Origin of the sequence: Saezia sanguinis, assembly GCF_003991585.1 — a bacterium.
In the GTDB taxonomy this organism is placed as follows: Bacteria; Pseudomonadota; Gammaproteobacteria; order Burkholderiales; family Burkholderiaceae_C; genus Saezia; species Saezia sanguinis.
Window position 1 is genome coordinate 224,185 of the sequence record NZ_PQSP01000002.1, and the last position, 21,874, is coordinate 246,058.

Sequence of the window (21,874 nt, forward strand, 5' to 3'; positions counted from 1 at the left end):
ACGATTATGGTCCTTTCAGCGTAACGCATCAACCTGTATGGGTAAGCCGGATATGCGGCATAAAAAGACGAAGGGGCCAAGGGGATGCGTTAAATAAATTACAATAGCAGACTGTTTATTTTATTGTCTCCCATGTCATTATCCGTTACGCCCGCTTTGTCGTTTCAATCGGTCAGTAAAGTGTATACCACTTCGCGGGGGCCGTTTCAGGCGCTGGATGGTATTTCATTTGAAATTCAGCCCGGAGAGTTTTTTGGTTTGCTGGGGCCCAACGGGGCCGGTAAAACGACGCTGATCAGTATTCTGGCCGGCTTGTCAAAGGCGTCTTCAGGGGCGGTACAGGTTCTGGGACATGATGTGCGGGCCGATTTTGCTGTGGCCCGCCGTAATCTGGGTGTGGTACCGCAGGAGCTGGTGTTTGACCCGTTTTTCAGCGTGCGGGAGACTTTGCGGCTGCAATCTGCGTATTTTGGCATTACCCATAATGATGGCTGGATTGATGAATTGCTGGCCAATCTGGGGCTGCTGGATAAGGCGGATCTGAATATGCGCCAGCTTTCCGGCGGCATGAAGCGGCGTGTGCTGGTCGCGCAGGCGCTGGTCCATCGTCCTCCTGTCATCGTGCTGGATGAGCCTACTGCCGGGGTGGATGTTGAATTGCGCCAGACCTTGTGGCAGTTTATTTCACGGCTCAATCGTGAGGGGCATACTGTATTGCTGACCACGCATTATCTGGAAGAGGCCGAAGCGCTGTGCGGACGCATTGCCATGCTGCGGCATGGCAAAGTGGTGGCGCTGGATACAACCAGCGCGTTGCTGCAGTCTTCCGCCAGCAATGTATTGCGTTTTAAAGTGGATGCGCCGTTGCCTGCTGATCTGGCCGAGCGTGCGCGGGTGACCGGTCGTATTGTCCAGTTGAATGTACGCGATGCGCAGGAGGTGGAGCGGATTCTGGCCCGCCTGCACGAAGAGGGTTATGTGGTACAGGATATGGAAGTGCGTAAATCGGATCTGGAAGATGTGTTTTTGCATTTGATGGAAGATCCGTCAGCCGGCGAGGCAGGGGAGGTGCAGCCATGAATTGGACCGGTTGGCAGGCCTTGCTCTATAAAGAGGTATTGCGGTTTTGGAAGGTGGGGTTTCAGACGGTGGTGGCACCGGTGCTGACAGCGTTGCTGTATATGTTGATTTTCAGCCACGCCATGGGCGACCGCATCCGGGTCTATGAGCATGTGGAGTATGTGGCATTTCTGGTGCCGGGGCTGGCGATGATGAGCCTGCTGCAAAACGCGTTTGCCAATACCTCTTCTTCATTGATTCAAAGCAAAATCACCGGGAACCTGGTATTTGTGTTGTTGACGCCTTTGTCCTACCGGGACTGGTTTGTGGGGTATGTGGGTGCGGCTGTGGTGCGTGGTGTGCTGGTTGCCGTAGCCATTATTGCAGCCACGGCGTTTGTTGTGGTGCCGCAGTTCAGCCAGCCGCTGTGGATTTTGGTTTTTGGCTTCTTGGGGGCCATGCTGCTGGGGGCATTGGGCCTGATTGCCGGTCTTTGGGCCGATAAATTTGACCAACTGGCGGCATTTCAGAATTTTATCATCATGCCGGGCACTTTCCTCTCTGGCGTGTTTTATTCCATTCCATCGTTGCCGCCGTTCTGGCGGGCGGTGTCGCATGCCAACCCGTTCTTTTATCTGATTGACGGGTTCCGGCATGGTTTTTTTGGCGTGTCTGATGTCTCGCCCTGGCTTAGCCTGAGTGTGGTCAGCGTCAGCACATTGGTGGTGATGGTCATTGCCATGCACCTTCTTCGCATTGGGTACAAAATACGCTCATGACAAACTATCCTACACCTGAACAGGTCCGCGGTTATATTGCCGCAGGTTTAAACTGCACACAGCTTGAAGTCGATGGCGATGGCCAGCACTTTGAGGCAACCATTGTTTCGGCTGAATTTGAGGGTTTGCGTCAGGTAGCGCGACATCAGCGTGTTTATGCGGTGCTTGGCGATAGAATGAGGGAAGAAATTCACGCATTGTCAATGAGAACCTACACGCCGGCTGAATACGAGGCCATGCTTGGCTGAAAAGGCCTGTTTGCACGCACAGAAGCCGCCTGAAAATGGTGACGGCTTTGGTGGCAGGTGCTTTTGCCCGCCACAGTAAAAAGATAGAAACAGATGGATAAACTGAAAATTCAAGGTGGCCGCCGCCTGCAAGGCGAAGTTGCTATTTCGGGCGCTAAAAATGCGGCATTGCCGGAGCTGTGTGCCGCACTGCTGACGGGCGATGCGGTAACGCTGCAAAATGTGCCGCGCCTGCAGGATGTGAACACAATGCTGAAGCTGTTGCGCAGCATGGGTATGCGCGCAGACTGGCTTGCAGAAGTGGGCAGCCCCGGTGCTTATACCGTGCATTTGCAGGCTGGCGAGCTGAGCCATCTGGAGGCGTCTTATGACCTGGTGAAAACCATGCGTGCTTCTATTTTGGTGCTGGGGCCGCTGCTGAGCCGTTTCGGGCAGGGGCGGGTGTCTCTGCCAGGCGGCTGTGCCATTGGCTCACGCCCGGTTGACCAGCATATCAAAGGGTTGCAGGCCATGGGGGCGGAAATAGAGGTTGATCATGGTTATATTGTGGCCAAAGCCAAGCGGCTGAAAGGCGCACGCATTACGACCGATATGATCACCGTGACCGGAACCGAAAATCTGCTGATGGCGGCAACTTTGGCGCAAGGCGAAACGGTGCTGGAAAACGCCGCGCAGGAGCCCGAGGTTGTTGACCTGGCCGAAATGCTGATCGGCATGGGCGCGCGTATTGAAGGGCATGGCACCAGCAGTATCCATGTGCAAGGTGTTGATGCGTTAAATGGCTATACCCATACCGTGGTGCCGGACCGCATCGAAGCCGGTACTTTTCTGTGCGCGGTTGCCGCAACTGGCGGTACGGTGGTGCTGAAGCAGGCACGTGCTGAACATCTGGACGCTGTTATTTCCAAACTGCGGGCCGCTGGTGCGCAGATTGAGGCGGGGGCAGATTTTATCCGTATCCGTGCCGCAGGGCGTATGCAGGCGCAGAGCTTTCGCACCGCAGAATATCCCGGCTTTCCAACCGACATGCAGGCACAGTTCATGGCTTTGAACAGTATTGCCAAAGGGCGGGCAACGATCACGGAGACTATTTTTGAAAACCGTTTCATGCATGTGAACGAGCTGCTTCGCCTGGGTGCGCAAATTCATGCGGATGGCCGTGTTGCCGTGGTTGATGGTGTAGAGCACCTTTCAGGAGCGACAGTGATGGCTACGGATCTGCGCGCATCTGCCAGCCTGGTGATTGCCGGGTTGGTGGCGCAGGGAGAAACACTGGTGGATCGGATCTACCATCTGGATCGGGGTTATGACTGCATGGAAGGCAAACTGCGTGCGTTGGGAGCCAAAATTGAAAGGGTCAAAGCATGATGAGCGACACGATCACACTGGCCCTTTCCAAGGGACGTATTTTTGATGAAACACTGCCTTTGCTGCAGGCTGCAGGCATTGAAGTCACGGAAGACCCGGAAAAATCACGCAAGCTGATTTTGTCGACCAATCAGCCCGGTGTGAAAGTGGTGCTGGTGCGTGCGACCGATGTACCTACCTATGTGCAGTATGGTGGCGCTGATATGGGGGTGGCTGGCAAAGATGTTTTGCTGGAGCATGGCGGAGAAGGTTTGTACCAGCCGCTTGACCTTAACATTGCCCGCTGCCGGATGAGTGTGGCAACACAGGCCGGGTTTGATTATGCCGGCAAGGCCCAACAAGGAGCGCGCATTAGGGTGGCGACCAAATACCCCGCAATTGCGCGTGAGCATTTTGCGCACAAAGGGGTGCATGTGGATATCATCAAGCTGTATGGCTCGATGGAACTGGCCCCGCTGACAGGGCTGGCTGATGCCATTGTGGACCTGGTGTCCACGGGCAATACCTTGCGTGCCAACCATCTGGTGGAAGTGGAAAAAGTCATGGATATTTCATCGCGGCTGGTTGTGAACCAGGCGGCGCTGAAACTCAAGACAGAAAAAGTACGCCATCTCATCGACACATTTGCCAAGGCCTCTTCTCAGGAGGAAAACGAATGAGCACACAACAAGAGCAACTGGTGCGCTGCCTGCGCACAACCGACAGTGATTTTGAAGCGGAATTTGCCAGGCTGCGCCATTGGTCGGCTGAAACCGACAATGCCATTGAGCAGCGCGTAGCCGACATTTTGGCCGATGTGCAAAAGCGCGGTGATGCGGCTGTGCTGGAATACACGGAACGTTTTGATGGGTTGAAGGCAGCTTCTATGCAGGCGCTGGAGTTGCATCCGCAGGAGCTGGAAGATGCGTTTAAAACACTGCCGGCCAAACAGCAGGATGCATTGCAGTTTGCTACAGAACGTATCCGGCGCTACCACGAAGCGCAAATGGAAGCCTGCGGACGCAGCTGGCAGTACCGGGATGAAGACGGTACGCTGCTGGGGCAGAAGGTTACCCCGCTGGACCGGGTGGGCGTGTATGTGCCTGGCGGCAAGGCTGCATATCCTTCCAGCGTGCTGATGAATGTGGTGCCCGCGCATGTGGCCGGCGTCAAAGATATTGTGATGGTGGTGCCCACCCCACGCGGTGAAAAAAACGCACTGGTACTGGCTGCTGCCCACGTGGCTGGTGTGACGCGCGGCTATGCCATTGGCGGCGCACAGGCAGTTGGCGCTTTGGCGTATGGCACGCAGCACATTGCCCCGGTAGACAAGATTACCGGGCCGGGCAATGCCTATGTCGCATCAGCCAAGCGGCGGGTGTTTGGCACCGTGGGTATTGACATGATTGCTGGGCCCAGCGAAATTCTGGTGGTGGCTGACGGTTCTACCAACCCTGAGTGGGTGGCGATGGATTTGTTCAGCCAGGCCGAACATGATGAACTGGCGCAGTCGATTCTGCTGTGCCCCGATGCGGCGTATATTGAACAGGTGCTTGGGCATCTGGAGCGTTTGCTGCCGGCCATGCCGCGTGCGGAAATCATCCGCAAATCACTGACAGGCCGTGGCGCGCTGATTCAGACGCGCAGCATGGAAGAGGCATGTGAGATTTCCAACCGCATCGCACCGGAGCACCTGGAAATTGCCTCGCAGGAGGCCAGCCGCTGGGAGCCTTTGCTCAAACACGCAGGCGCCATATTCATTGGGGCTTATACCAGCGAATCGCTGGGCGACTACTGTGCAGGGCCGAATCATGTGCTGCCAACATCCGGCACGGCGCGTTTTTCCAATCCGCTGGGCGTGTATGATTTTACCAAGCGCAGCAGCCTGATTGAGGTCAGTGCAGATGGTGCTCAGAAACTGGGTGTGGTGGCTGCCGAACTGGCGTACGGCGAAGGCCTGCAGGCGCATGCGCATTCGGCAGAACTGCGGCTTAAAAAGTAAAGCAGCTTGTGTCAGAGCCGTAAGCATGGGACGGTGTGGTCTGGCGTGAAATGGAGTCCGCGCTGGAAAGCAGGCTGGGGGAAATAAGCTCTGAGCCCGTTATAATGCGGCAAATGATTGAAAAACAACAGATAATGGCATTCCAAGTTGCTGCCAAAGCAGCTTAAATGACACAATTATTATTTCTTATGGTTTATATAACGGTGCTCAGACAAGCACGGCGTGAAAAATGACTCGAACAGCGCAAGTAACCCGCAATACCCGCGAAACCCAGATCCGTGTTGCATTGGATCTGGATGGCAGTGGCCAGTCTGAACTGCATACCGGAATTGGTTTTCTGGATCATATGCTGGATCAAGTGGCTCGCCATGGTCTGATTGATCTGGAAGTACAGGCACAGGGTGACCTGCATATTGATGGACACCATACGGTAGAGGATATTGGCATTACACTGGGGCAGGCTGTTGCGCAGGCGGTGGGCGATAAAAAGGGCATTTGCCGTTATGGCCATGCTTACGTTCCTTTGGATGAAGCGCTCTCGCGTGTTGTGATTGATTTCTCCGGCCGTCCGGGGCTGGTGATGGATGTGCTGTTCACTGCGCCGGTGATTGGTACGCTTGATACGCAGTTGATCTCGGAGTTTTTCCATGGTTTTGTGAACCATGCCAATGTCACGCTGCACATTGACAATCTGCGGGGCGAGAATGCGCACCACCAGTGTGAATCTGTGTTTAAGGCATTTGCGCGTGCCATGCGTATGGCACTGACGCCTGATATGCGTATGCAGGGCGTTATTCCTTCGACCAAGGGGGCTCTGTAAGCCTGCCTGATCCATTCCACTCATGATTTGTAAAATGAGACTTCCATGCCTAACTGCCTGATGATTCTGCCGGTATGAGAACTGTTGCCATCATTGATTATGAAATGGGGAACCTGCGCTCGGTCGCACAGGCTGTGCTGCATGTGGCTGCCGGCGAAAACGTGCAGGTCATTACAACGGATGATCCGGAGCAGGTCAGGAAGGCAGAGCGCATTGTGCTGCCGGGCCAGGGGGCTATGCCTGACTGTATGCACAAGCTGCAGGATGCCGGGCTGCAGGAGGCGGTGCTGGAAGCCGCGCGGAACAAGCCTTTGTTTGGTGTGTGTGTGGGCATGCAGATGCTGCTGGATGGCAGCGAAGAAGGGGGGTATACGCCTTCTCTGGGGTTGATTGCCGGCACTGTGAAAAGGTTTGAGCTGGACGGGCAGTTGCAGGAGGATGGCAGCCGCTACAAGGTACCGCAAATGGGCTGGAACCAGGTCAGGCAGACCTGTGCGCACCCTCTATGGCAGGCGGTACCGGATGATTCCTGGTTTTATTTTGTGCACAGCTACTATGCCCGGCCGCACGATGCCCGGCACAGCGCAGGCGAAACGGATTATGGACAGCCGTTCACTTCCGTGATTGCACAGGACAATATTTTTGCCACGCAGTTTCATCCGGAAAAAAGTGCCGGGATGGGGTTGCAGCTTTATCGTAACTTTTTACACTGGGCCCCCTGAGCGGGGGGTATTTTCTCACTTAACCAACTTCACTGATACCGAACCATCATGCTTCTGATTCCAGCTATCGACCTGAAAGACGGTCATTGTGTACGCTTGCAGCAGGGTGATATGAATGCCGCAACAACGTTTTCTGAAGAGCCGGCGGCCATGGCCGCACACTGGTTGAACCAAGGTGCCAGGCGTTTGCATCTGGTTGATCTCAACGGCGCTTTTGCCGGCAAACCGGTCAATGGCAAGGCGATCAAAGCCATTCTCAAAGAGGTGGGTGGAGAGATTCCGGTGCAGATCGGGGGCGGTATCCGCTCGCTGGACACGATTGAGTTTTATGTGGATGCCGGTATTTCCTATGTGATTATCGGTACGGCAGCCATTAAAAACCCGGGTTTTCTGCAGGACGCCTGCAGCGCTTTTGGCGGACATGTCATCGTCGGGCTGGATGCTCGCGAGGGTATGGTTGCAACCGATGGCTGGAGCAAGCTGACCAAGCACAGCGCCATTGATCTGGCGCGCCGGTTTGAGGATTATGGTGTGGAAAGCATCATATACACCGATATCGGGCGTGACGGCATGCTCACCGGCATCAATATTGACGCCACTGTGCAGTTGGCCCAGGCGGTTTCTATTCCGGTGATTGCTTCGGGCGGGCTGAGTTCCATGGCCGATATTGAAAAGCTGTGCGAAGTACAGGATGAAGGTATTGAAGGCGTTATCTGCGGGCGGGCGATTTATTCGGGCGATCTGGATTTTGCCGCGGCCCAGGATCTGGCCGATGAGTACGATGATGTGGATGAAGCAGATGATGCAGATGACGCGTAAAGTGGAGTTCCCGGCGTGCTGATGCGGGTGAGGCGGGTTTCTTATATACACTGGGGTTGCCATGCTGGCTAAACGCATTATTCCTTGTCTTGATGTGACCGGCGGGCGGGTGGTCAAGGGCATTAATTTTGTCGGACTGCAAGACGCAGGTGACCCGGTGGAAATTGCGGCCCGCTATAACGAACAGGGCGCCGACGAGCTGACTTTTCTGGATATTACGGCCACCAGCGATGACCGTGGCATGATTCTGGAGATGATTGAGGCGGTGGCCTCGCAGGTGTTTATTCCGCTGACAGTGGGCGGTGGCGTGCGAACCGTGGCTGATGTGCGCCGGCTGCTGAATTCGGGGGCCGATAAGGTCAGCTTTAATTCTGCCGCAATTGCCAACCCGGATGTGATCAAGGAAACCTCCGACAAATACGGTTCCCAGTGTATTGTCGTAGCCATAGACGCCAAGCGCCGGCAGGGGGAAGATCTGGCGGCCCGTGGCCCGGGCTGGGACATCTATACACATGGTGGGCGTAAAAATGCGCAGATTGATGCGCTGGAATGGGCGCGCCGGATGAATGCGTATGGTGCCGGAGAGATTTTGCTGACCAGCATGAACAAGGACGGCACCAAAAGCGGGTTTGACTTGGAGCTGACTGCGGCGGTCAGTGATGCTGTCAGCATTCCCGTCATTGCCTCTGGCGGCGTCGGAACGCTGGAGCACATGGCCGACGGCATTCAAAAAGGCAAGGCGGATGCCGTGCTGGCTGCCAGTATTTTCCACTATGGAGAATATACGGTGCGCCAGGCCAAGGAATATATGGCAGACCGGGGCATCCCGGTACGGCTTTAATACATCTCACAACACCATATAGAGTTGCCCATCATTTGTAAATAAGCCAGCGTGTATTGAAATACCAGGCTTATGGGGCAGGCCGTTTACAATAGTGCCATGGAAAAAACAGATCAGACATGGTTAGATGCAGTCAAATGGGATGAGCATGGACTTATCCCGGTGATTGCGCAGGAAGCTGGCAGCAATGACGTACTGATGTTCGCGTTCATGAACCGGGAGGCGTTGCAGCGTACAGTGATGCTGCGACAGGCTGTTTACTGGAGCCGCTCACGCAAAAAACTCTGGCACAAAGGTGAGGAGTCAGGCCATTTTCAGCAGGTGCATGAAATCCGGCTGGATTGTGATAATGATGTGATTTTGCTGAAAGTGACCCAGTTGGGGCACGAGCCCGGCATTGCCTGCCATACAGGGCGGCACAGTTGTTTTTTCAAAAAATTGGAAAACGGGCGCTGGGAAGAGGTCGATCCTGTGTTGCAGGACCCGGCTGCAATTTATCAGAACAAAAGGGGCTGAAATGAAACTGGCAGAAGCGCTGTTGTTACGCGCCGAGTATCAGCAGAAAATTGTGAATTTGCAGGGACGTCTGGCACAGAACCTCAAGGTACAGGAAGGTGAGCAGCCACATGAAGACCCTGAGCAACTGCTGCAGGAACTGCTTTCGTTGAATGATAAGCTGGTTGAGCTGATTAAAAAGGTCAATCTGGCCAATATGCAAACGCCATTTGACGAGCGCAGAACATTGGCAGATGCTTTGGTTGAGCGGGAAATTCTGGCTAAAAAGAGGCAGATATTGACAACTGCCGTTAGCAACGCCAATCAACGGGATTATCGGTTGACGCATGCCGAAGTGAAGCTGGTGGTGACGGTGGATATTGCCCGGTTGCAAAAGCAGATTGATCAGTTATCGAAAGAGTTCAGAGAGCTTGATACGGCGATTCAGGCAAGGAACTGGACAGTGGATCTTGAATAGCTTTGACGCAGAGTTAAAGCGTGTAGCCAGAAGAGTAAAAGCGGGTATATTCAACTTAGAGCTTTTTAAAGTTCAACAGTAGTCTTGGAAGCAGGCGTTTTGATAACATCTCAGGCCCAGTACAAGTCACAGTTGTACGATTAAAATTTGACACATTATGACCACATACCGGTTTATTCTGAAGGTGAGGGCTGGGTTTGGGGATTTTGAGTTCACTGTCATGAAATATTCATCTGGATATGCGATAAAGCATATGGATATCTTAAAAATACGGGAAATGGGTTATGTCTGGAAACGATATTCTTGAGCGTCTGGCGGCGGTGATTGAAACACGCAAGCCTGCACAGGGCGGAGACCCGGAAACCTCTTATGTGGCAAGGCTGTTTGCCAAAGGGGAAGATGCGATTTTGAAAAAAGTTGGCGAAGAGGCCACTGAAACCGTCATGGCAGGTAAGGACGGAGACCCTCAGAAGATTGTTTATGAAATGGCTGATTTGTGGTTTCACTGTCTGGTGGCATTGGCAAATTATGATTTATCGCCTGCCGATGTTTTGAATGAGATGGCACGGCGGGAAGGGATGTCCGGCTTGGAGGAATTTGCCATGCGCAAAGTGAAGCAGCGCGAGGCAGGGCAAATCTGAAACAGGGGTACTCGGGCACAGGTGGCGGTTTAACCTTTTGACGTCCGGCAAAGTTAAAATAGCATATAGTCGCTATGATGGAATTTCCTGACAGGAGAAATGTGCATGCAGCATGATCATGACCCGGACTGTATTTTTTGCAAAATTGTGGCTGGCGATATTCCCAGCAAAAAAGTGTATGAGGATGATGATCTGCTGGCTTTTCATGACATCAGCCCATGGGCACCGATCCATCTTTTGATTATTCCTAAAACCCATATCCCTTCGATGGCCCAGGTTCAGCCGGAGCATGCGCCGTTGCTGGGGCGGATGATGGTTTTGGCACCTCAACTGGCCAAAGAGCAGGGGTGTGAGCCTTTTCCAGAAGGCGGATTCAGGCTGGTGGTGAATACCGGGGATGAAAGCGGGCAGGAAGTGCATCACCTGCATTTGCATGTGGTGGGTGGGCCCCATCCATGGAAGCAGATTTTGTAAGAATATGGTCGTGACAGGGGCGCTGTACGGGCGTAACCCACACAGGGACGATACGTTGTATATTTATAGTGCTAGAGACAGAATTGCGGGAGTAGTATATGGGTTCATTTAGTATTTGGCATTGGCTGATTGTGCTGCTGATTGTGGTACTGGTTTTTGGTACCAAAAAAATCAAGAACATCGGCCAGGATTTGGGTAGTGCTGTTAAGGGTTTTAAAGACGGCATGAAGGATGGCACCACTGCTGAAGAGCAGGCTGCACAACAACAGCAACAGGTCACCGTGGATAAAGCGGCTTCGGCAGTTGACGCAGGCCAAACCATTGATGTGCAGGCCAAAGACAACCAGGACAACAAGGGCTGATGACAGCAGTCTGTGGCCGGGTGAGACGTTTTTTTGCCTCTAAGCTGCGGGCAGGGTTTGTGCTGATATGATAGATATTGGATTATCCAAGCTGATGATTATCGGTGTGGTGGCTCTGGTGGTCATTGGGCCGGAGAAGCTGCCGCGCGTGGCGCGTACGGCTGGGACATTGCTTGGGCGTGCTCAGCGCTATGTCAATGATGTCAAGGCAGAGGTCAGCCAGCAAATGGATATAGATGAGCTGAAGCGGGTCAAAACGCATATTGAAGATGCAGCCCGGAATGTGGAATCTACGGTATCCAAAAATCTGCACGAAACCAGTCAGGAGATTAATGCCACCTGGAAAGGCGATGATGCAACGGCTGATTCTGCTTTGTCTGCGGATGCTGCAGGTCTTCCCCCGGCAATCAGTGACAACGAAAAACTGCCTACAGTGGTACAAACACCTTCAGTGCTGCAATTGCACGCACAGGAGAAACTGCGTGAGCAGAATCGTCAGGCACAAAAGCAGAAAAAGGCTGACGAAGGATCGCTGCAGAAAAACTGGCGCGCACAACGTTATGCCATGCCCTTGTGGTACCGGCGGCGCACACGGATGCGGTGTTCGTTACGTTCCAGCGCGGCAAGGCATGCCAGACAGTCGCATTAGCGATGCGGAGTTGCTGGACGCGGGGCAAAGTCAAAGTGGCATTTGCATGATGAGGTCTCAAATCTGTTCGATAATGGTGCCGTAGCAGGCAATTGGCCGCTTTTGAAGAAATACATGAGTTCAACACCTTCTCCCAACAATCAGGATGACGAACTGGCTGGTACAGAACAGCCGTTTATGGAGCACCTGATTGAGCTGCGCACCCGGCTGATTCGTGCGGTATTGTCGATTGCCGTGGTGGCGATTGCATTGGCCATCTGGCCGGGAGCCAATCAACTGTTTGACTGGCTGGCTTGGCCACTGGTATCGCATTTGCCCAATGGCGAAAAGATGATTGCCATTGGCGTTATTTCCCCTTTCATGACGCCCCTTAAAGTTTTGTTGATGACTGCACTGGTGATTGCATTGCCTGTTGTGTTGTATCAGGTATGGGCTTTTGTTGCCCCAGGGTTATACCGCAGTGAAAAACGGCTGGTGCTGCCGTTGGTTATTTCCAGTACATTGCTGTTTTTCCTGGGCATGGCGTTTTGTTACTTTTTTGTTTTTGGCAAAGTGTTTACGTTTATTTTGCATTTTGCCCCGCAAAGTATTACTTATGCGCCGGATATCGACCAGTATTTGAGCTTTGCATTGACGCTGTTTTTGGCCTTTGGCATTGCGTTTGAGGTGCCTATTGTGGTCGTGGTGCTGGTGAGTCTGGGCGTGGTTTCGGTGGAAAAGCTCAAGGAAGTACGTGGTTACGTGATTGTGTCTTCTTTTATCGTTGCCGCGATTGTGACGCCGCCGGACGTTATCTCGCAATTGTTACTGGCAATTCCGATGTGTTTGCTGTATGAGATCGGAATATGGGTGTCCAAGCTGGCCCGCACCAAATCTGTTGATGGGCAAGGTGCTCCAGAGCGTTCAGAAAAAGAGTCTGCATGAGCGTATAAGCATGGCGTAAGCGCTCTGCCACGCTTTTCAGCGTGGGATGAACAATAGAGCGCTTAGCGGTTGGATGGGGCCGCAGTGGGGCGGGTGCCAGGTACAACGGTAAGAAATACTTCCTGATCGCCACGTTGTACGGTGATGGGGGTTTTTTCTCCGGGGGTTAAGGAGGCTACCGCATTAAGCAGCTGGGGCGTGTTGCTGATTTGCCGCGTACCCAGGCGGCGCACAATGTCTCCCGGGCGTATGCCGGCGATTGAAGCCGGGCTGCCATCCAGCACGCCGGTTACCAGCACACCAGAATCGACTGGAGAGCGCATGACATGCAGCAACTCCGGGGTCAGGTCGCGTGGTTCAATGCCGATCCAGCCGCGTACCACTTTGCCATGTTCCAGCAGGCTTTCCATGACCAGTTTGGCGGTAGAGGAGGGAATGGCAAAACCTATGCCTTGAGAGCCGCCGGTGCGGGAATAAATGGCTGTGTTGATGCCGATCAGTTCGCCGCTGGTATTGATGAGCGCTCCGCCGGAATTGCCGGGGTTGATGGCGGCATCGGTTTGAATGAAGTTTTCAAATGTATTCAGCCCAATGCGGTTGCGCCCGACAGCGCTGATAATGCCGGAGGTCACGGTCTGGCCGACGCCAAAGGGGTTACCGATGGCCAGTACCACATCGCCAACATGGGTCTGGTCAGAGTCGCCAAGGATGATCACCGGAAGGTTGTCCAGATCAATTTTCAGCAAAGCCAGGTCGGTTTCCGGATCGGTTCCGATGACTGTTGCGGTAGCCTGCCTGCCATCGGTGAGTGCAACCCGGATTTCATCGGCCGAAGCGACCACATGGTTGTTGGTCAGGATATAGCCATCGGCACTGACGACCACTCCTGATCCGAGTCCTTCCTGTGAAGGGCGGGTATCCGGATTGCCGAAATAATAGCGGTACCACATGTCTTCCCGGCTGCCAAAGCGGTTCAGCGTTTTGCTGGTGCTGATGCTGACAACCGCAGGTACGGCGCGGCTGGCTGCAATGGCGTAACTGTCTGGTGCGGCAGGGGCGGTGTTAGATGTGTCTTCTGCTGCATCTGTAGAGGGGGCAACAAACGAAATCGGTGTAATCAGCCGGGGATTATTGGCAGCGTTGACTGAAGAGCGTGACATCCATTCCGGTTTCAGCGTGGCGACAACAAAAAATATAGCCACTAAAATGGTGACAGACTGAGCGAAAATGAGCCAGGTTTTATGCATAAGGGACAGTACGATGGTACATCGCAATGAGCTGACAGCTTATATGGATACATTGCTTGAAATTGAGCGATTTAAGGATTATGGCCCCAATGGGCTGCAGGTTGAAGGCCGGGCGCAGATAAACAGAGTTGTCTGCGGTGTTACTGCATCGCTGGCGCTGATTGAACAGGCAATTGCAGCGCAGGCAGATGCTGTCATTGTGCATCACGGGTTGTTCTGGCGCGGGCAGGATGGCCGTGTTGTTGGCTGGATGAAGCAGCGGTTACAACGCCTTCTGGTGAACGACGTGAACCTGTACGCCTACCATTTGCCTTTGGATGCAGCACCGGTACTGGGAAATAATGCGGTACTGGGGCAACGCCTGGGATTGAAGGTCAATGAGTACATTGGTGATCAGGGGCTGATTGCACTGGGTGAGCCTGACGGGGGCGTGGCCTGGACACTGGAAGAGATACAGCAAAAAGTTGCGCAGACATTGCAGCGTGACCCTTTGGTGATTGCAGGGGATGGCAGACCGCTGAAACGCATTGCATGGTGTTCAGGTGGCGCGCAAGGTTATTTTGAAACCGCGATTGCAGCAGGTGCTGATGTGTATCTGACCGGAGAAATTTCTGAGCCGCAAATGCATTATGCGCGTGAAACCGGGGTCGCGTTTCTGGCCTGTGGGCACCATGCAACCGAGCGCTATGGCATACAGGCGCTGGCACAGAATGTATCCGACCATTTCGGTATTGAGTGCCAGTATATTGAGGTGGATAATCCGGCCTGAGCCCATGTGCTGGAGCGCCATGTATGGCAGTTTGATCAAACGAAAAATGCAGGGGCAGAAATAAAAAAGCCATATCCCCGAAAGGATATGGCTATCAGAATAACCCCCACTTAAGGAGTTGTATGGAATCTCAAATAGGTTTCACCTCCGGTATAGATACCTGCAATTCAGTGCCCATTTTCTGAAGCGCCTGCCAGGAGGCGTCATCTAGCATGATAGTTTGCGAGTTTTTGGCTTTGTTGGCCGCCTCATATTCACCCGGATACTGTACACCGCTTGAGCCGGGCTGCGGCGGGCAACTCTTCAGATACTCGACGAAAGTTTCCGCTTCGCTTGCCGCCCATGCCTTTGTGGCAAACCGGTCAATGTTGACGATCAGAGCAAATATGTTGTTGACAGCCATGCCTTTGGTGCCATGGTTCGCTTTATGAATCGTGCCACCACCTGAAAGAATGCCGGCGAACAATTCAACCGCTACCCCAAGCCCATAGCCTTTATGCGCACCGAAGGTGAGCAATGCACCCGGCGGGTCTTGCAACATGACATTGGGGTCTGTGGTTGGATTGCCTTGCGCATCAATCAAGGCATCAGGCGGAGCCTGTTTGCCCTGGGCAGCCAGTACCCGCGCTTTATTGAGCGCAATGGCACTGGTCGCCAGATCCAGCAGGAAGGGTGGTCTACCGTTGGGCATCGGCCAGGCAAAGCACACCGGGTTGGTTGTCAACCGGGCTTTTGCTCCGCCAAAAGGTGCCACAGTAGGTTTGCGTTTCACAATATTGGTAAAAGCCAATAAAGCCATGCCTGCCTTGGTGACCATTTCACCATAAAAGCCGGTGCGGCCAATATGGTGCGCATAGCGCAGCGTCAGTGCACAGATACTGAATTCGTGTGCCTGTGCAATGGCGTTTTGAAATGCCACTTTGGCGGCATGCTGACCAAACCCCAGGTGTGCGTCATACCCCAGTGAAGCGGTACGGTCACGTATGCATTCCAGAGGGGCATCTGCTTTGAGCGTGCCCATCTTCAATGCATTCTGATAGCTTGGCAGGATGGAAATACCATGGCTAGCATAACCTACTCTATCCGATTCAACCAGATGTTCTGCCACATCATATGCGACATTTTCTGGTACGCCCTGCGCCATCAGCAGGCTTTTGGCCATGCTGAGCGCAGCGCCGATATCCAACTGAATACTCATTTTCTTAAATCCATCCTAAAAGCGGCCAGTAGGTGAGCGCCAGGATCATCATGAGCACGTAACCGATGATGGTCAATGGAATACCGACTTTGGCGAACTCTCGTGCATTAAATGTTTCCGTACCTAATGCCACCATGTTCTGCGGCGCGTTAATTGGCAGGATAAAGCCGTAGCTCACAACGAAGCCAAGTAGCATACTCATACCTAACACGTTGAGGTTTCCGCCCGTATAGCCCCCAGCCTGAATGTTATGCAACATGTTGATCATGATGGGCATAAAGAGAGAGCACAATGCCGTTGCACTGGCAAACCCGAGGTGGATGATAATCAAGAATGCGGAAAGAATGGCAAAGATCATGAAGGGACCCATGGCATCCAAGCCGGTGCTGGTGACAACCCAGTCGCCCAGGAATTTACCTGCACCCGTGCGCAGCAGTGCCGTCCCTAAGCTGATACCGATACCAAACACCAGAATTGTGCCCCAGGGCGCTCTGGATTGAACATCTTTCCAATTCATGACCCCGATTCCGGGCGTCATCAAAAGGAACAGACCAACAGATGTAGAAGTCGTTGTATCAATCGGGTGGACAATCTTTTCTGTAGCCCATGTGAGCAGCAGTAAGCAGGTAATAACCAGCAAACGCAGCTGAGGTCCGGTTATCGGGCCTAAAGCCTGCAGTTCTTTGGCAACGGCTTCTTTTCCGCCTGGAATATTGTCTGCTTCAGGGGGCATCAGTTTTAAGATGACAAAGAACAGCACAAAAGACATCAGAATTGACCACGGGCCGCCAGCGATCAACCAGTCAAACCAGGTAACCCGGTCTCCAAGAATGCTGTTCATGAAGCCGACAGTCAGAAGGTTTTGTGCCGCAGCAGTCTGAATACCAACGTTCCATACGCTGGTAGCCTGCGCAACCATGATCATGATACCGACAGCAATGCGGGAGCGTTTCTCAACACCGTATGCCGCAATAATACCCGTCATGATGGGAACCACACATGCAACACGCGCAGTGGCACTGGGAACAAACAGGCTGAGCACGATGGTCACAACGATCACGCCAACCAGAATGCGCTTGGTGCTGGTGCCAATGACATTCAAAATAATGAGAGCAATACGCCGATCCAAGCCGGTAAAGGTCATGGCTGCGGCCAGGAAGGTGGCACCTGCAACCAACGCCCACGCGGAATTGGAGAAGCCGGACAGAGCGATCGCCAAGGCGCCGCCTGTTCCATACAGCTTATCATTATTAATGATTTGTCCTGCATCTCCTACCGAGAAGGTTGGCGCAAAACCAACCAACAAGGCAACGAGTGAAAGAATCATTAACGAACTGACTTCATATGACACGGTTTCTGTAATCCAGACGATCACAGCAAATGTCAAAATAGCCAGCATTCGATGCCCTGCTATCGAAAGCCCCTCGGGGGTGGGTAGTAGCATCACTATAATTAAAGCAATAGCGCCAACAATCAATCCAATGGGAATCGGGAATTTGGATTGAGTGCTGGGTGCAGCATTAGTTGCTCCCATAACAAACTCCTATAAAAATAATATGCGGTTTAAATATAAGGGTAAACACCTACGCAGTTATTGATGGATCGCAAGGTATTTCCCAATCGTGTTCGCATGATGAGCACGAAATCGCATGTCTAGTATCCTGCGAATGCCACGAAAAGCATACATCCGGGGTGTTTGTCCCCTATTAGACCAAGGGCTTGATCAATGGTGTTATAAAGACAGGGTGCAAGCTGGGTTGAGAACGGCATAAAAAAGTGTGTGCACTGCATAAACCGTGTTCCAATGCGGGTTTCCCCATGAAGGCGGGGGCTTTCACAATCAAAAAATTTTGCATTGCGGCAAGTCGTTTGAGAGGAAAAATTTTTGCCCTGGCGCGGTTGATTTCAGCAGATACACGACTAAAATAGACAGTGGATAAAAATCTCCAGAGATGAGGCTGTTGCATATATCAAACAAAAAGACAGTTCTGAAGACAGCATTTTCTCTGCCCAAAAATGAAGCAGGGGCTTGAAATTGGGTGCCACAAAATAGTAAGGTAGAGGCCTTGTGCAAAAATCCGGTGGATTTTGCGCTGTTTTTATATCTTTAACGCTTAATTTGGAGCCCCCACTATGATGGTGCTTTATTCAGGGACGACCTGTCCTTATTCACATCGTTGCCGTTTTGTTTTATTTGAAAAAGGCATGGATTTTGAAATACGCGATGTGGATCTGTTCAACAAGCCTGAAGACATCGCATTGATGAATCCCTATGGGCAGGTGCCGATTCTGGTCGAGCGGGATCTGATCTTGTACGAATCCAACATCATCAACGAGTATATTGATGAGCGCTTTCCCCATCCGCAGCTGATGCCGGGCGATCCGGTTGCCAGAGCTCGGGTACGTTTGTTTTTGCTGAACTTTGAAAAAGAGCTGTTTACCCATGTCAGCTTGATTGAAGGGTGTGACGGATCCAAGTCGGGCGAAAAAACACTGGAATCATCGCGCACGCAGATTCGTGACAGGCTGACGCAACTGGCGCCGATATTTGTGAAAAACAAATACATGCTGGGCGAAGAGTTCTCCATGCTGGATGTTTCCATTGCACCACTGCTGTGGCGTCTGGACTATTACGGCATTGACCTGTCGAGAAATGCTGCCCCGCTGCTGAAATATGCGGAGCGTATTTTCTCCCGTCCGGCATTCATTGAAGCACTGACGCCTTCTGAAAAAGTCATGCGCAAATAAGCAAGGGACACTATGTACTTGGATAATACCGATACAGCATCGCGGAGCAGCGGGGTATGAGCCAGTTGGAATCGAGTTCTACACGCCCTTATCTGATTCGTGCCATATATGAATGGTGCACCGATAACGGATACACGCCTCACCTTGCGGTGGTGGTGGACCAGACCGTGCAGGTACCGCTCGAATATGTGAACAATGGCGAAATTGTCCTCAATGTCGGGTTTGATGCCACGTCCGGTCTGGACATGGGTAATGACTACATTCGCTTTCAGGCCAGGTTTGCCGGGGTGGTGCGCGAAATCATCGTACCGGTAGACCATGTGATCGCTATCTATGCACGGGAAAACGGGCAGGGCATGGCATTTCCGCCGCCTGTTATAGCCGGGGAGCCGTTATCGGATATGGTGGACGGCAGCGTGCTGCTTTCAGAGCGTGACATGCAGGGCAGCATTGCCGGGCGCGACAGCGCCCCGGCGCTGCATCTGATAGAGGACGAAGCCAGCACGGATGACGAGCCACCAGAGCCGCCTTCCACAACGCCCGAGGGCGGGGGCAAATCGAAAAAACCTGCACTGCGGATAGTGAAATAGGCTATAATCACCTTTTTTAAAAATCCAGTGCCGGTTTAGCTCAGTTGGTAGAGCACCCGCCTTGTAAGCGGAAGGTCGTCAGTTCAAGTCCGACAACCGGCACCAGATAACCAATTATTAAGCAGCCTTGAAGGCTGCTTTTTTATTGGCCTGCTGTCAAAGGGCTAATCCAGTTGCTATGGTTTTGTCTACGGGTATCAGCAGCCGTATGCGCTGTAGCAGCCGGCATGTTTGAACATGTGGCCGGGTGGCGGGTTGTCAGATAAGAAAAGGCACAGATAGGTTTCGTTATAGCTGTCAAACTTCACAATCAGGTCAGGACGACCATCGCGGTTAAGGTCTGCGATCCAAAGCGCTGCGATGCTGCGCGTGGTGTCGTCTTCAGGGGATGTGTTGAGCGGCGGTGATGTCTGGCCGGTGCTCAGGTTGGTGATGGTGAGGGTGTCGCTGGGATAAACGTTGTTGCTGCTGTCATAACGCTCCAGTTGCAGGCGGTACGTGGTGCCGGCCATTTCAATGTCGTATTCAAATACGGCGTGAAAGTTGTTCGGGGGTGGGTCGCTGCGCGGAGGCGTCCAGCTCGCGACTTCAGGTGCCTCAATCGGGCCGGCGATGAGGCTGTGGTCGCGCAGCAGCACCAGGGCATCAGGCACGGTCGGGCTTGAGATGAGGTGGCCGACGGTGGCACCGTTGACGTCTTCGCCTTCCAGAGGCGCCTCTTTGATCTGGATGGCTGTTTCGTGCAGTTCCCATACGTCATTGCGATAGGTCAGCGCCATCCAGCCGGGGCCTGCATGGGTTGGAATATCTGATGTGCTGGAATAGGGCGCGTATCTGTCGTTTTCTGGATAGGTGTATTGTTGTAAAGCGGGGAAAGACTGGCCGTTAGGAACCACGATGACATACTGGCCGTATGCGTCAGGGGAGTTTTGTGTTTCTATTTCGTTTGTTTGTGCATGAGCGCACAGCATTGTGCCTGCTGCAGCCAAAGTCCAGATGCATTTGCCGATAGTGTGTGTTGTCATGTGCATAGTGTATAAAAAATAGTCTTGTCGTGTTTTTAAGTTGCCGGGGTCTTTATGGGGGGGTAGGCAAACGGGATGTGCGGCTGTGTGTTGCGGATCTGTTTTACAGATGTGCTGAGAAGTAGGTGCCAATGGCTTGTGTAAAAGCCTGCATGTGGCCAGGGAAGCGTCCGTTTGTAAAACCCAGGTGTCCACCGTTTTGGGGAAACCAGCAGGTCAGGTATTTATTGTGCAGGGCTTGTGGCAGGCAGTCTTGCGGAATGAACGGGTCGTTACGGGTGTTCAGAATGAGCGCAGGGATGCAGATTTCATCGAGTCTGGATTTGACCGAGCTGCGGGTCCAGTAATCGAGGTTGCTTTTGAAACCGTGTACCGGTGCAGTAAATGCGGCATCAAATTCAGCAAAGGATCTTGCCTGCAACGTGGCTTGCATATCGAACAGGCCGGGGTATTGCCTGTGTTTGATGATCACTTTTTTCTTCATGCTGCGCAAAAACATGCCGGTGTAAGCCCACCTGCAAAACCCACGATCCATGTTCACCGCATTGGCTACCAGGTCCAGCGGCGTGCAAACACTGGCAATGGCGTTAACGGTTTGCTGTGCCTGCGTTTGAGCCTCCTGTGCCCAGCGCACCAGGGCATTTCCTCCCAGCGAAGAACCCATGGCAAATACAGGGCCAGGATGGCGCTTTCGCATACGTTGCAAAATCCAGTCAATTTCGCTGTAGTCTCCCATGTGGTAAAAACGCGGGGCGCGGTTGATTTCGCCGGAGCAGCTTCTGAAATGCGGCACGGCATAGGCCCAGTGGTTTTGTGCACACCAGTCTGCCATGGCGAGCGCATAGTGGCTTTGAGAGGAGCCTTCCAGGCCATGAAAGGCGACCAGTAATGGCCTGTGGCTATTTGTGGTATTGACGACGTTGGCAGTATTAGGGTTGTCTGTGCCTGTATCCAGCCAGTCAATGTCAATGAAGTCCTGATCCGGGGTGAGCCAGCGTTCGCGCCGATAAGTTGGATGGGTACCTGAGTAGGGTTTGGCGTACAGGGCGGTCCAGATGGTCTGTGCGTGGCCGGCCCATGAGCCTGAACCGCGCAGCCACCAGGGCGGCACAGGTAACGGCAGTGTGCTTGAACTTGAAGGCAAGGTATGGTGCCTTGGGTCAGCGGGTGGAAGAGGAATGGGTGGCATCGCCTTGCTGTAGAATTTCTGTCTGGTAAAGGGTTATTTTATGGTCCAGATTATCCATATGAGCCTGCCATGAAAGAAGCGTCTGCTGAATGTGAGCGCGGTGCTCTTGCAGCATTTGCATTCTTTGTTTGAGGGTCGATGCTCCCTGTGCGCGCAACTGCGCATACCGCTGTATGCTTTTGATCGGCATGCCTGTATCTTTCAGGCGTTTGATGAATTCAACCCAGGCAACATCCTGCTGGGTATAGGCTCGTCTGCCATTGTGCTGGCGTACAGGGCGCAGCAATTGTTCTTTTTCGTAGTAACGCAGCGTATAAGCGCTGATGCCGGTTTTGCTGGAAAAGGCGCCAATAGAGTAAGTCATTTTGGTGATGAAGCCATAAAAAGTGCTTGACTTAGAGTTCACTCTACATTTTACAGTTTGTCCATTCTTCGTACAAATGGGAGT

General features: G+C 52.9%; 26 protein-coding genes and 1 tRNA gene. 21 read left to right on the forward strand and 6 right to left on the reverse strand.

Features of this window, described 5'->3' with window-relative positions:
* Positions 1 to 132 precede the first annotated feature (132 nt).
* The 17 genes from CUZ56_RS05075 (at position 133) to tatC (ending at position 12,660) form a co-directional block, all read left to right on the forward strand.
* The gene (locus CUZ56_RS05075; protein WP_126978904.1) at positions 133 to 1,080 is read left to right on the forward strand and encodes an ABC transporter ATP-binding protein; all 948 of its coding nucleotides are present in this window, start codon (positions 133 to 135) and stop codon (positions 1,078 to 1,080) included.
* Complete coding sequence (locus CUZ56_RS05080; RefSeq protein ID WP_126978906.1) at positions 1,077 to 1,838, forward strand: ABC transporter permease; 762 nt, start codon at positions 1,077 to 1,079, stop codon at positions 1,836 to 1,838. The genes CUZ56_RS05075 and CUZ56_RS05080 overlap by 4 nt, the downstream gene beginning before the upstream one ends.
* Positions 1,835 to 2,086 (forward strand): BolA family protein, encoded by a 252-nt coding sequence (locus tag CUZ56_RS05085; protein WP_126978908.1) that lies wholly within the window; start codon positions 1,835 to 1,837, stop codon positions 2,084 to 2,086. The genes CUZ56_RS05080 and CUZ56_RS05085 overlap by 4 nt, the downstream gene beginning before the upstream one ends.
* 93 nt (positions 2,087 to 2,179) lie before the next feature.
* Positions 2,180 to 3,454, forward strand: a complete 1,275-nt coding sequence (gene murA / locus CUZ56_RS05090) for a UDP-N-acetylglucosamine 1-carboxyvinyltransferase (RefSeq protein WP_126978910.1) — start codon at positions 2,180 to 2,182, stop codon at positions 3,452 to 3,454.
* Positions 3,454 to 4,113, forward strand: coding sequence for an ATP phosphoribosyltransferase (gene hisG, locus CUZ56_RS05095; protein ID WP_126979660.1), 660 nt, complete (start codon positions 3,454 to 3,456; stop codon positions 4,111 to 4,113). The genes murA and hisG overlap by 1 nt, the downstream gene beginning before the upstream one ends.
* The gene (gene hisD, locus CUZ56_RS05100) at positions 4,110 to 5,435 is read left to right on the forward strand and encodes a histidinol dehydrogenase (protein WP_126978912.1); all 1,326 of its coding nucleotides are present in this window, start codon (positions 4,110 to 4,112) and stop codon (positions 5,433 to 5,435) included. The genes hisG and hisD overlap by 4 nt, the downstream gene beginning before the upstream one ends.
* 229 nt (positions 5,436 to 5,664) lie before the next feature.
* Positions 5,665 to 6,255 (forward strand): imidazoleglycerol-phosphate dehydratase HisB, encoded by a 591-nt coding sequence (hisB, locus tag CUZ56_RS05105; protein ID WP_126978914.1) that lies wholly within the window; start codon positions 5,665 to 5,667, stop codon positions 6,253 to 6,255.
* Positions 6,256 to 6,329: 74 nt separating this feature from the next.
* The gene (hisH, locus tag CUZ56_RS05110) at positions 6,330 to 6,977 is read left to right on the forward strand and encodes an imidazole glycerol phosphate synthase subunit HisH (RefSeq protein WP_126978916.1); all 648 of its coding nucleotides are present in this window, start codon (positions 6,330 to 6,332) and stop codon (positions 6,975 to 6,977) included.
* Positions 6,978 to 7,025: 48 nt separating this feature from the next.
* A complete protein-coding gene (hisA, locus tag CUZ56_RS05115) occupies positions 7,026 to 7,796 on the forward strand; it encodes a 1-(5-phosphoribosyl)-5-[(5-phosphoribosylamino)methylideneamino]imidazole-4-carboxamide isomerase (RefSeq protein ID WP_126978918.1) in 771 nt (256 codons plus the stop codon).
* 61 nt (positions 7,797 to 7,857) lie between these two features.
* Complete coding sequence (gene hisF / locus CUZ56_RS05120; protein ID WP_126978920.1) at positions 7,858 to 8,637, forward strand: imidazole glycerol phosphate synthase subunit HisF; 780 nt, start codon at positions 7,858 to 7,860, stop codon at positions 8,635 to 8,637.
* A gap of 99 nt (positions 8,638 to 8,736) precedes the next feature.
* Positions 8,737 to 9,153 carry a phosphoribosyl-AMP cyclohydrolase gene (hisI, locus tag CUZ56_RS05125; RefSeq protein WP_126978922.1) on the forward strand — a complete coding sequence of 139 codons (417 nt, stop codon included), beginning with the start codon at positions 8,737 to 8,739 and terminating at the stop codon, positions 9,151 to 9,153.
* A gap of 1 nt (position 9,154) precedes the next feature.
* Complete coding sequence (locus CUZ56_RS05130) at positions 9,155 to 9,610, forward strand: DIP1984 family protein (RefSeq protein WP_126978924.1); 456 nt, start codon at positions 9,155 to 9,157, stop codon at positions 9,608 to 9,610.
* A 284-nt stretch (positions 9,611 to 9,894) separates the two neighbouring features.
* Positions 9,895 to 10,251, forward strand: a complete 357-nt coding sequence (locus tag CUZ56_RS05135; RefSeq protein ID WP_126978926.1) for a phosphoribosyl-ATP diphosphatase — start codon at positions 9,895 to 9,897, stop codon at positions 10,249 to 10,251.
* Between the two features lie 105 nt (positions 10,252 to 10,356).
* Positions 10,357 to 10,725 (forward strand): histidine triad nucleotide-binding protein, encoded by a 369-nt coding sequence (locus CUZ56_RS05140; RefSeq protein ID WP_126978928.1) that lies wholly within the window; start codon positions 10,357 to 10,359, stop codon positions 10,723 to 10,725.
* Positions 10,726 to 10,823: 98 nt separating this feature from the next.
* Positions 10,824 to 11,087: a Sec-independent protein translocase subunit TatA gene (gene tatA / locus CUZ56_RS05145; protein WP_126978930.1), complete on the forward strand. Its 264-nt coding sequence runs from the start codon at positions 10,824 to 10,826 to the stop codon at positions 11,085 to 11,087.
* Between the two features lie 67 nt (positions 11,088 to 11,154).
* Positions 11,155 to 11,736: a Sec-independent protein translocase protein TatB gene (gene tatB, locus CUZ56_RS05150; RefSeq protein ID WP_126978932.1), complete on the forward strand. Its 582-nt coding sequence runs from the start codon at positions 11,155 to 11,157 to the stop codon at positions 11,734 to 11,736.
* 114 nt (positions 11,737 to 11,850) lie between these two features.
* Positions 11,851 to 12,660 (forward strand): twin-arginine translocase subunit TatC, encoded by an 810-nt coding sequence (gene tatC, locus CUZ56_RS05155; RefSeq protein WP_126978934.1) that lies wholly within the window; start codon positions 11,851 to 11,853, stop codon positions 12,658 to 12,660.
* A gap of 62 nt (positions 12,661 to 12,722) precedes the next feature.
* On the opposite strand, the gene CUZ56_RS05160 is transcribed toward tatC, so the two are convergent.
* On the reverse strand, positions 12,723 to 13,907 hold the full coding sequence (locus CUZ56_RS05160) for a S1C family serine protease (protein ID WP_126978936.1): 1,185 nt from the start codon (positions 13,905 to 13,907) through the stop codon (positions 12,723 to 12,725).
* Between the two features lie 13 nt (positions 13,908 to 13,920).
* On the opposite strand from CUZ56_RS05160, the gene CUZ56_RS05165 reads away from it, so the two are divergent.
* Positions 13,921 to 14,676 (forward strand): Nif3-like dinuclear metal center hexameric protein, encoded by a 756-nt coding sequence (locus CUZ56_RS05165; RefSeq protein ID WP_126978938.1) that lies wholly within the window; start codon positions 13,921 to 13,923, stop codon positions 14,674 to 14,676.
* A 130-nt stretch (positions 14,677 to 14,806) separates the two neighbouring features.
* Here CUZ56_RS05165 and CUZ56_RS05170 read toward each other — a convergent pair whose 3' ends face one another.
* Positions 14,807 to 15,868 carry an Ldh family oxidoreductase gene (locus CUZ56_RS05170; protein ID WP_126979662.1) on the reverse strand — a complete coding sequence of 354 codons (1,062 nt, stop codon included), beginning with the start codon at positions 15,866 to 15,868 and terminating at the stop codon, positions 14,807 to 14,809.
* A gap of 10 nt (positions 15,869 to 15,878) precedes the next feature.
* Positions 15,879 to 17,408, reverse strand: coding sequence for a DASS family sodium-coupled anion symporter (locus CUZ56_RS05175; protein WP_126978940.1), 1,530 nt, complete (start codon positions 17,406 to 17,408; stop codon positions 15,879 to 15,881).
* Positions 17,409 to 18,007: 599 nt separating this feature from the next.
* Here CUZ56_RS05175 and CUZ56_RS05180 point away from each other — a divergent pair.
* From CUZ56_RS05180 to CUZ56_RS05190, 3 genes are all read left to right on the forward strand, one after another.
* Positions 18,008 to 18,622 carry a glutathione S-transferase N-terminal domain-containing protein gene (locus tag CUZ56_RS05180; RefSeq protein ID WP_126978942.1) on the forward strand — a complete coding sequence of 205 codons (615 nt, stop codon included), beginning with the start codon at positions 18,008 to 18,010 and terminating at the stop codon, positions 18,620 to 18,622.
* A gap of 56 nt (positions 18,623 to 18,678) precedes the next feature.
* A complete protein-coding gene (locus tag CUZ56_RS05185; protein WP_126978944.1) occupies positions 18,679 to 19,212 on the forward strand; it encodes a ClpXP protease specificity-enhancing factor in 534 nt (177 codons plus the stop codon).
* Between the two features lie 29 nt (positions 19,213 to 19,241).
* Positions 19,242 to 19,317, forward strand: a tRNA-Thr gene (locus CUZ56_RS05190).
* A gap of 92 nt (positions 19,318 to 19,409) precedes the next feature.
* On the opposite strand, the gene CUZ56_RS05195 is transcribed toward CUZ56_RS05190, so the two are convergent.
* From CUZ56_RS05195 to CUZ56_RS05205, 3 genes are all read right to left on the reverse strand, one after another.
* Positions 19,410 to 20,237, reverse strand: coding sequence for a VCBS repeat-containing protein (locus tag CUZ56_RS05195; RefSeq protein WP_126978946.1), 828 nt, complete (start codon positions 20,235 to 20,237; stop codon positions 19,410 to 19,412).
* 103 nt (positions 20,238 to 20,340) lie between these two features.
* Positions 20,341 to 21,381, reverse strand: coding sequence for a YheT family hydrolase (locus CUZ56_RS05200; protein WP_239442059.1), 1,041 nt, complete (start codon positions 21,379 to 21,381; stop codon positions 20,341 to 20,343).
* 16 nt (positions 21,382 to 21,397) lie between these two features.
* Positions 21,398 to 21,832, reverse strand: coding sequence for a MerR family transcriptional regulator (locus CUZ56_RS05205; protein WP_204250830.1), 435 nt, complete (start codon positions 21,830 to 21,832; stop codon positions 21,398 to 21,400).
* Between the last annotated feature and the right edge of the window lie 42 nt (positions 21,833 to 21,874).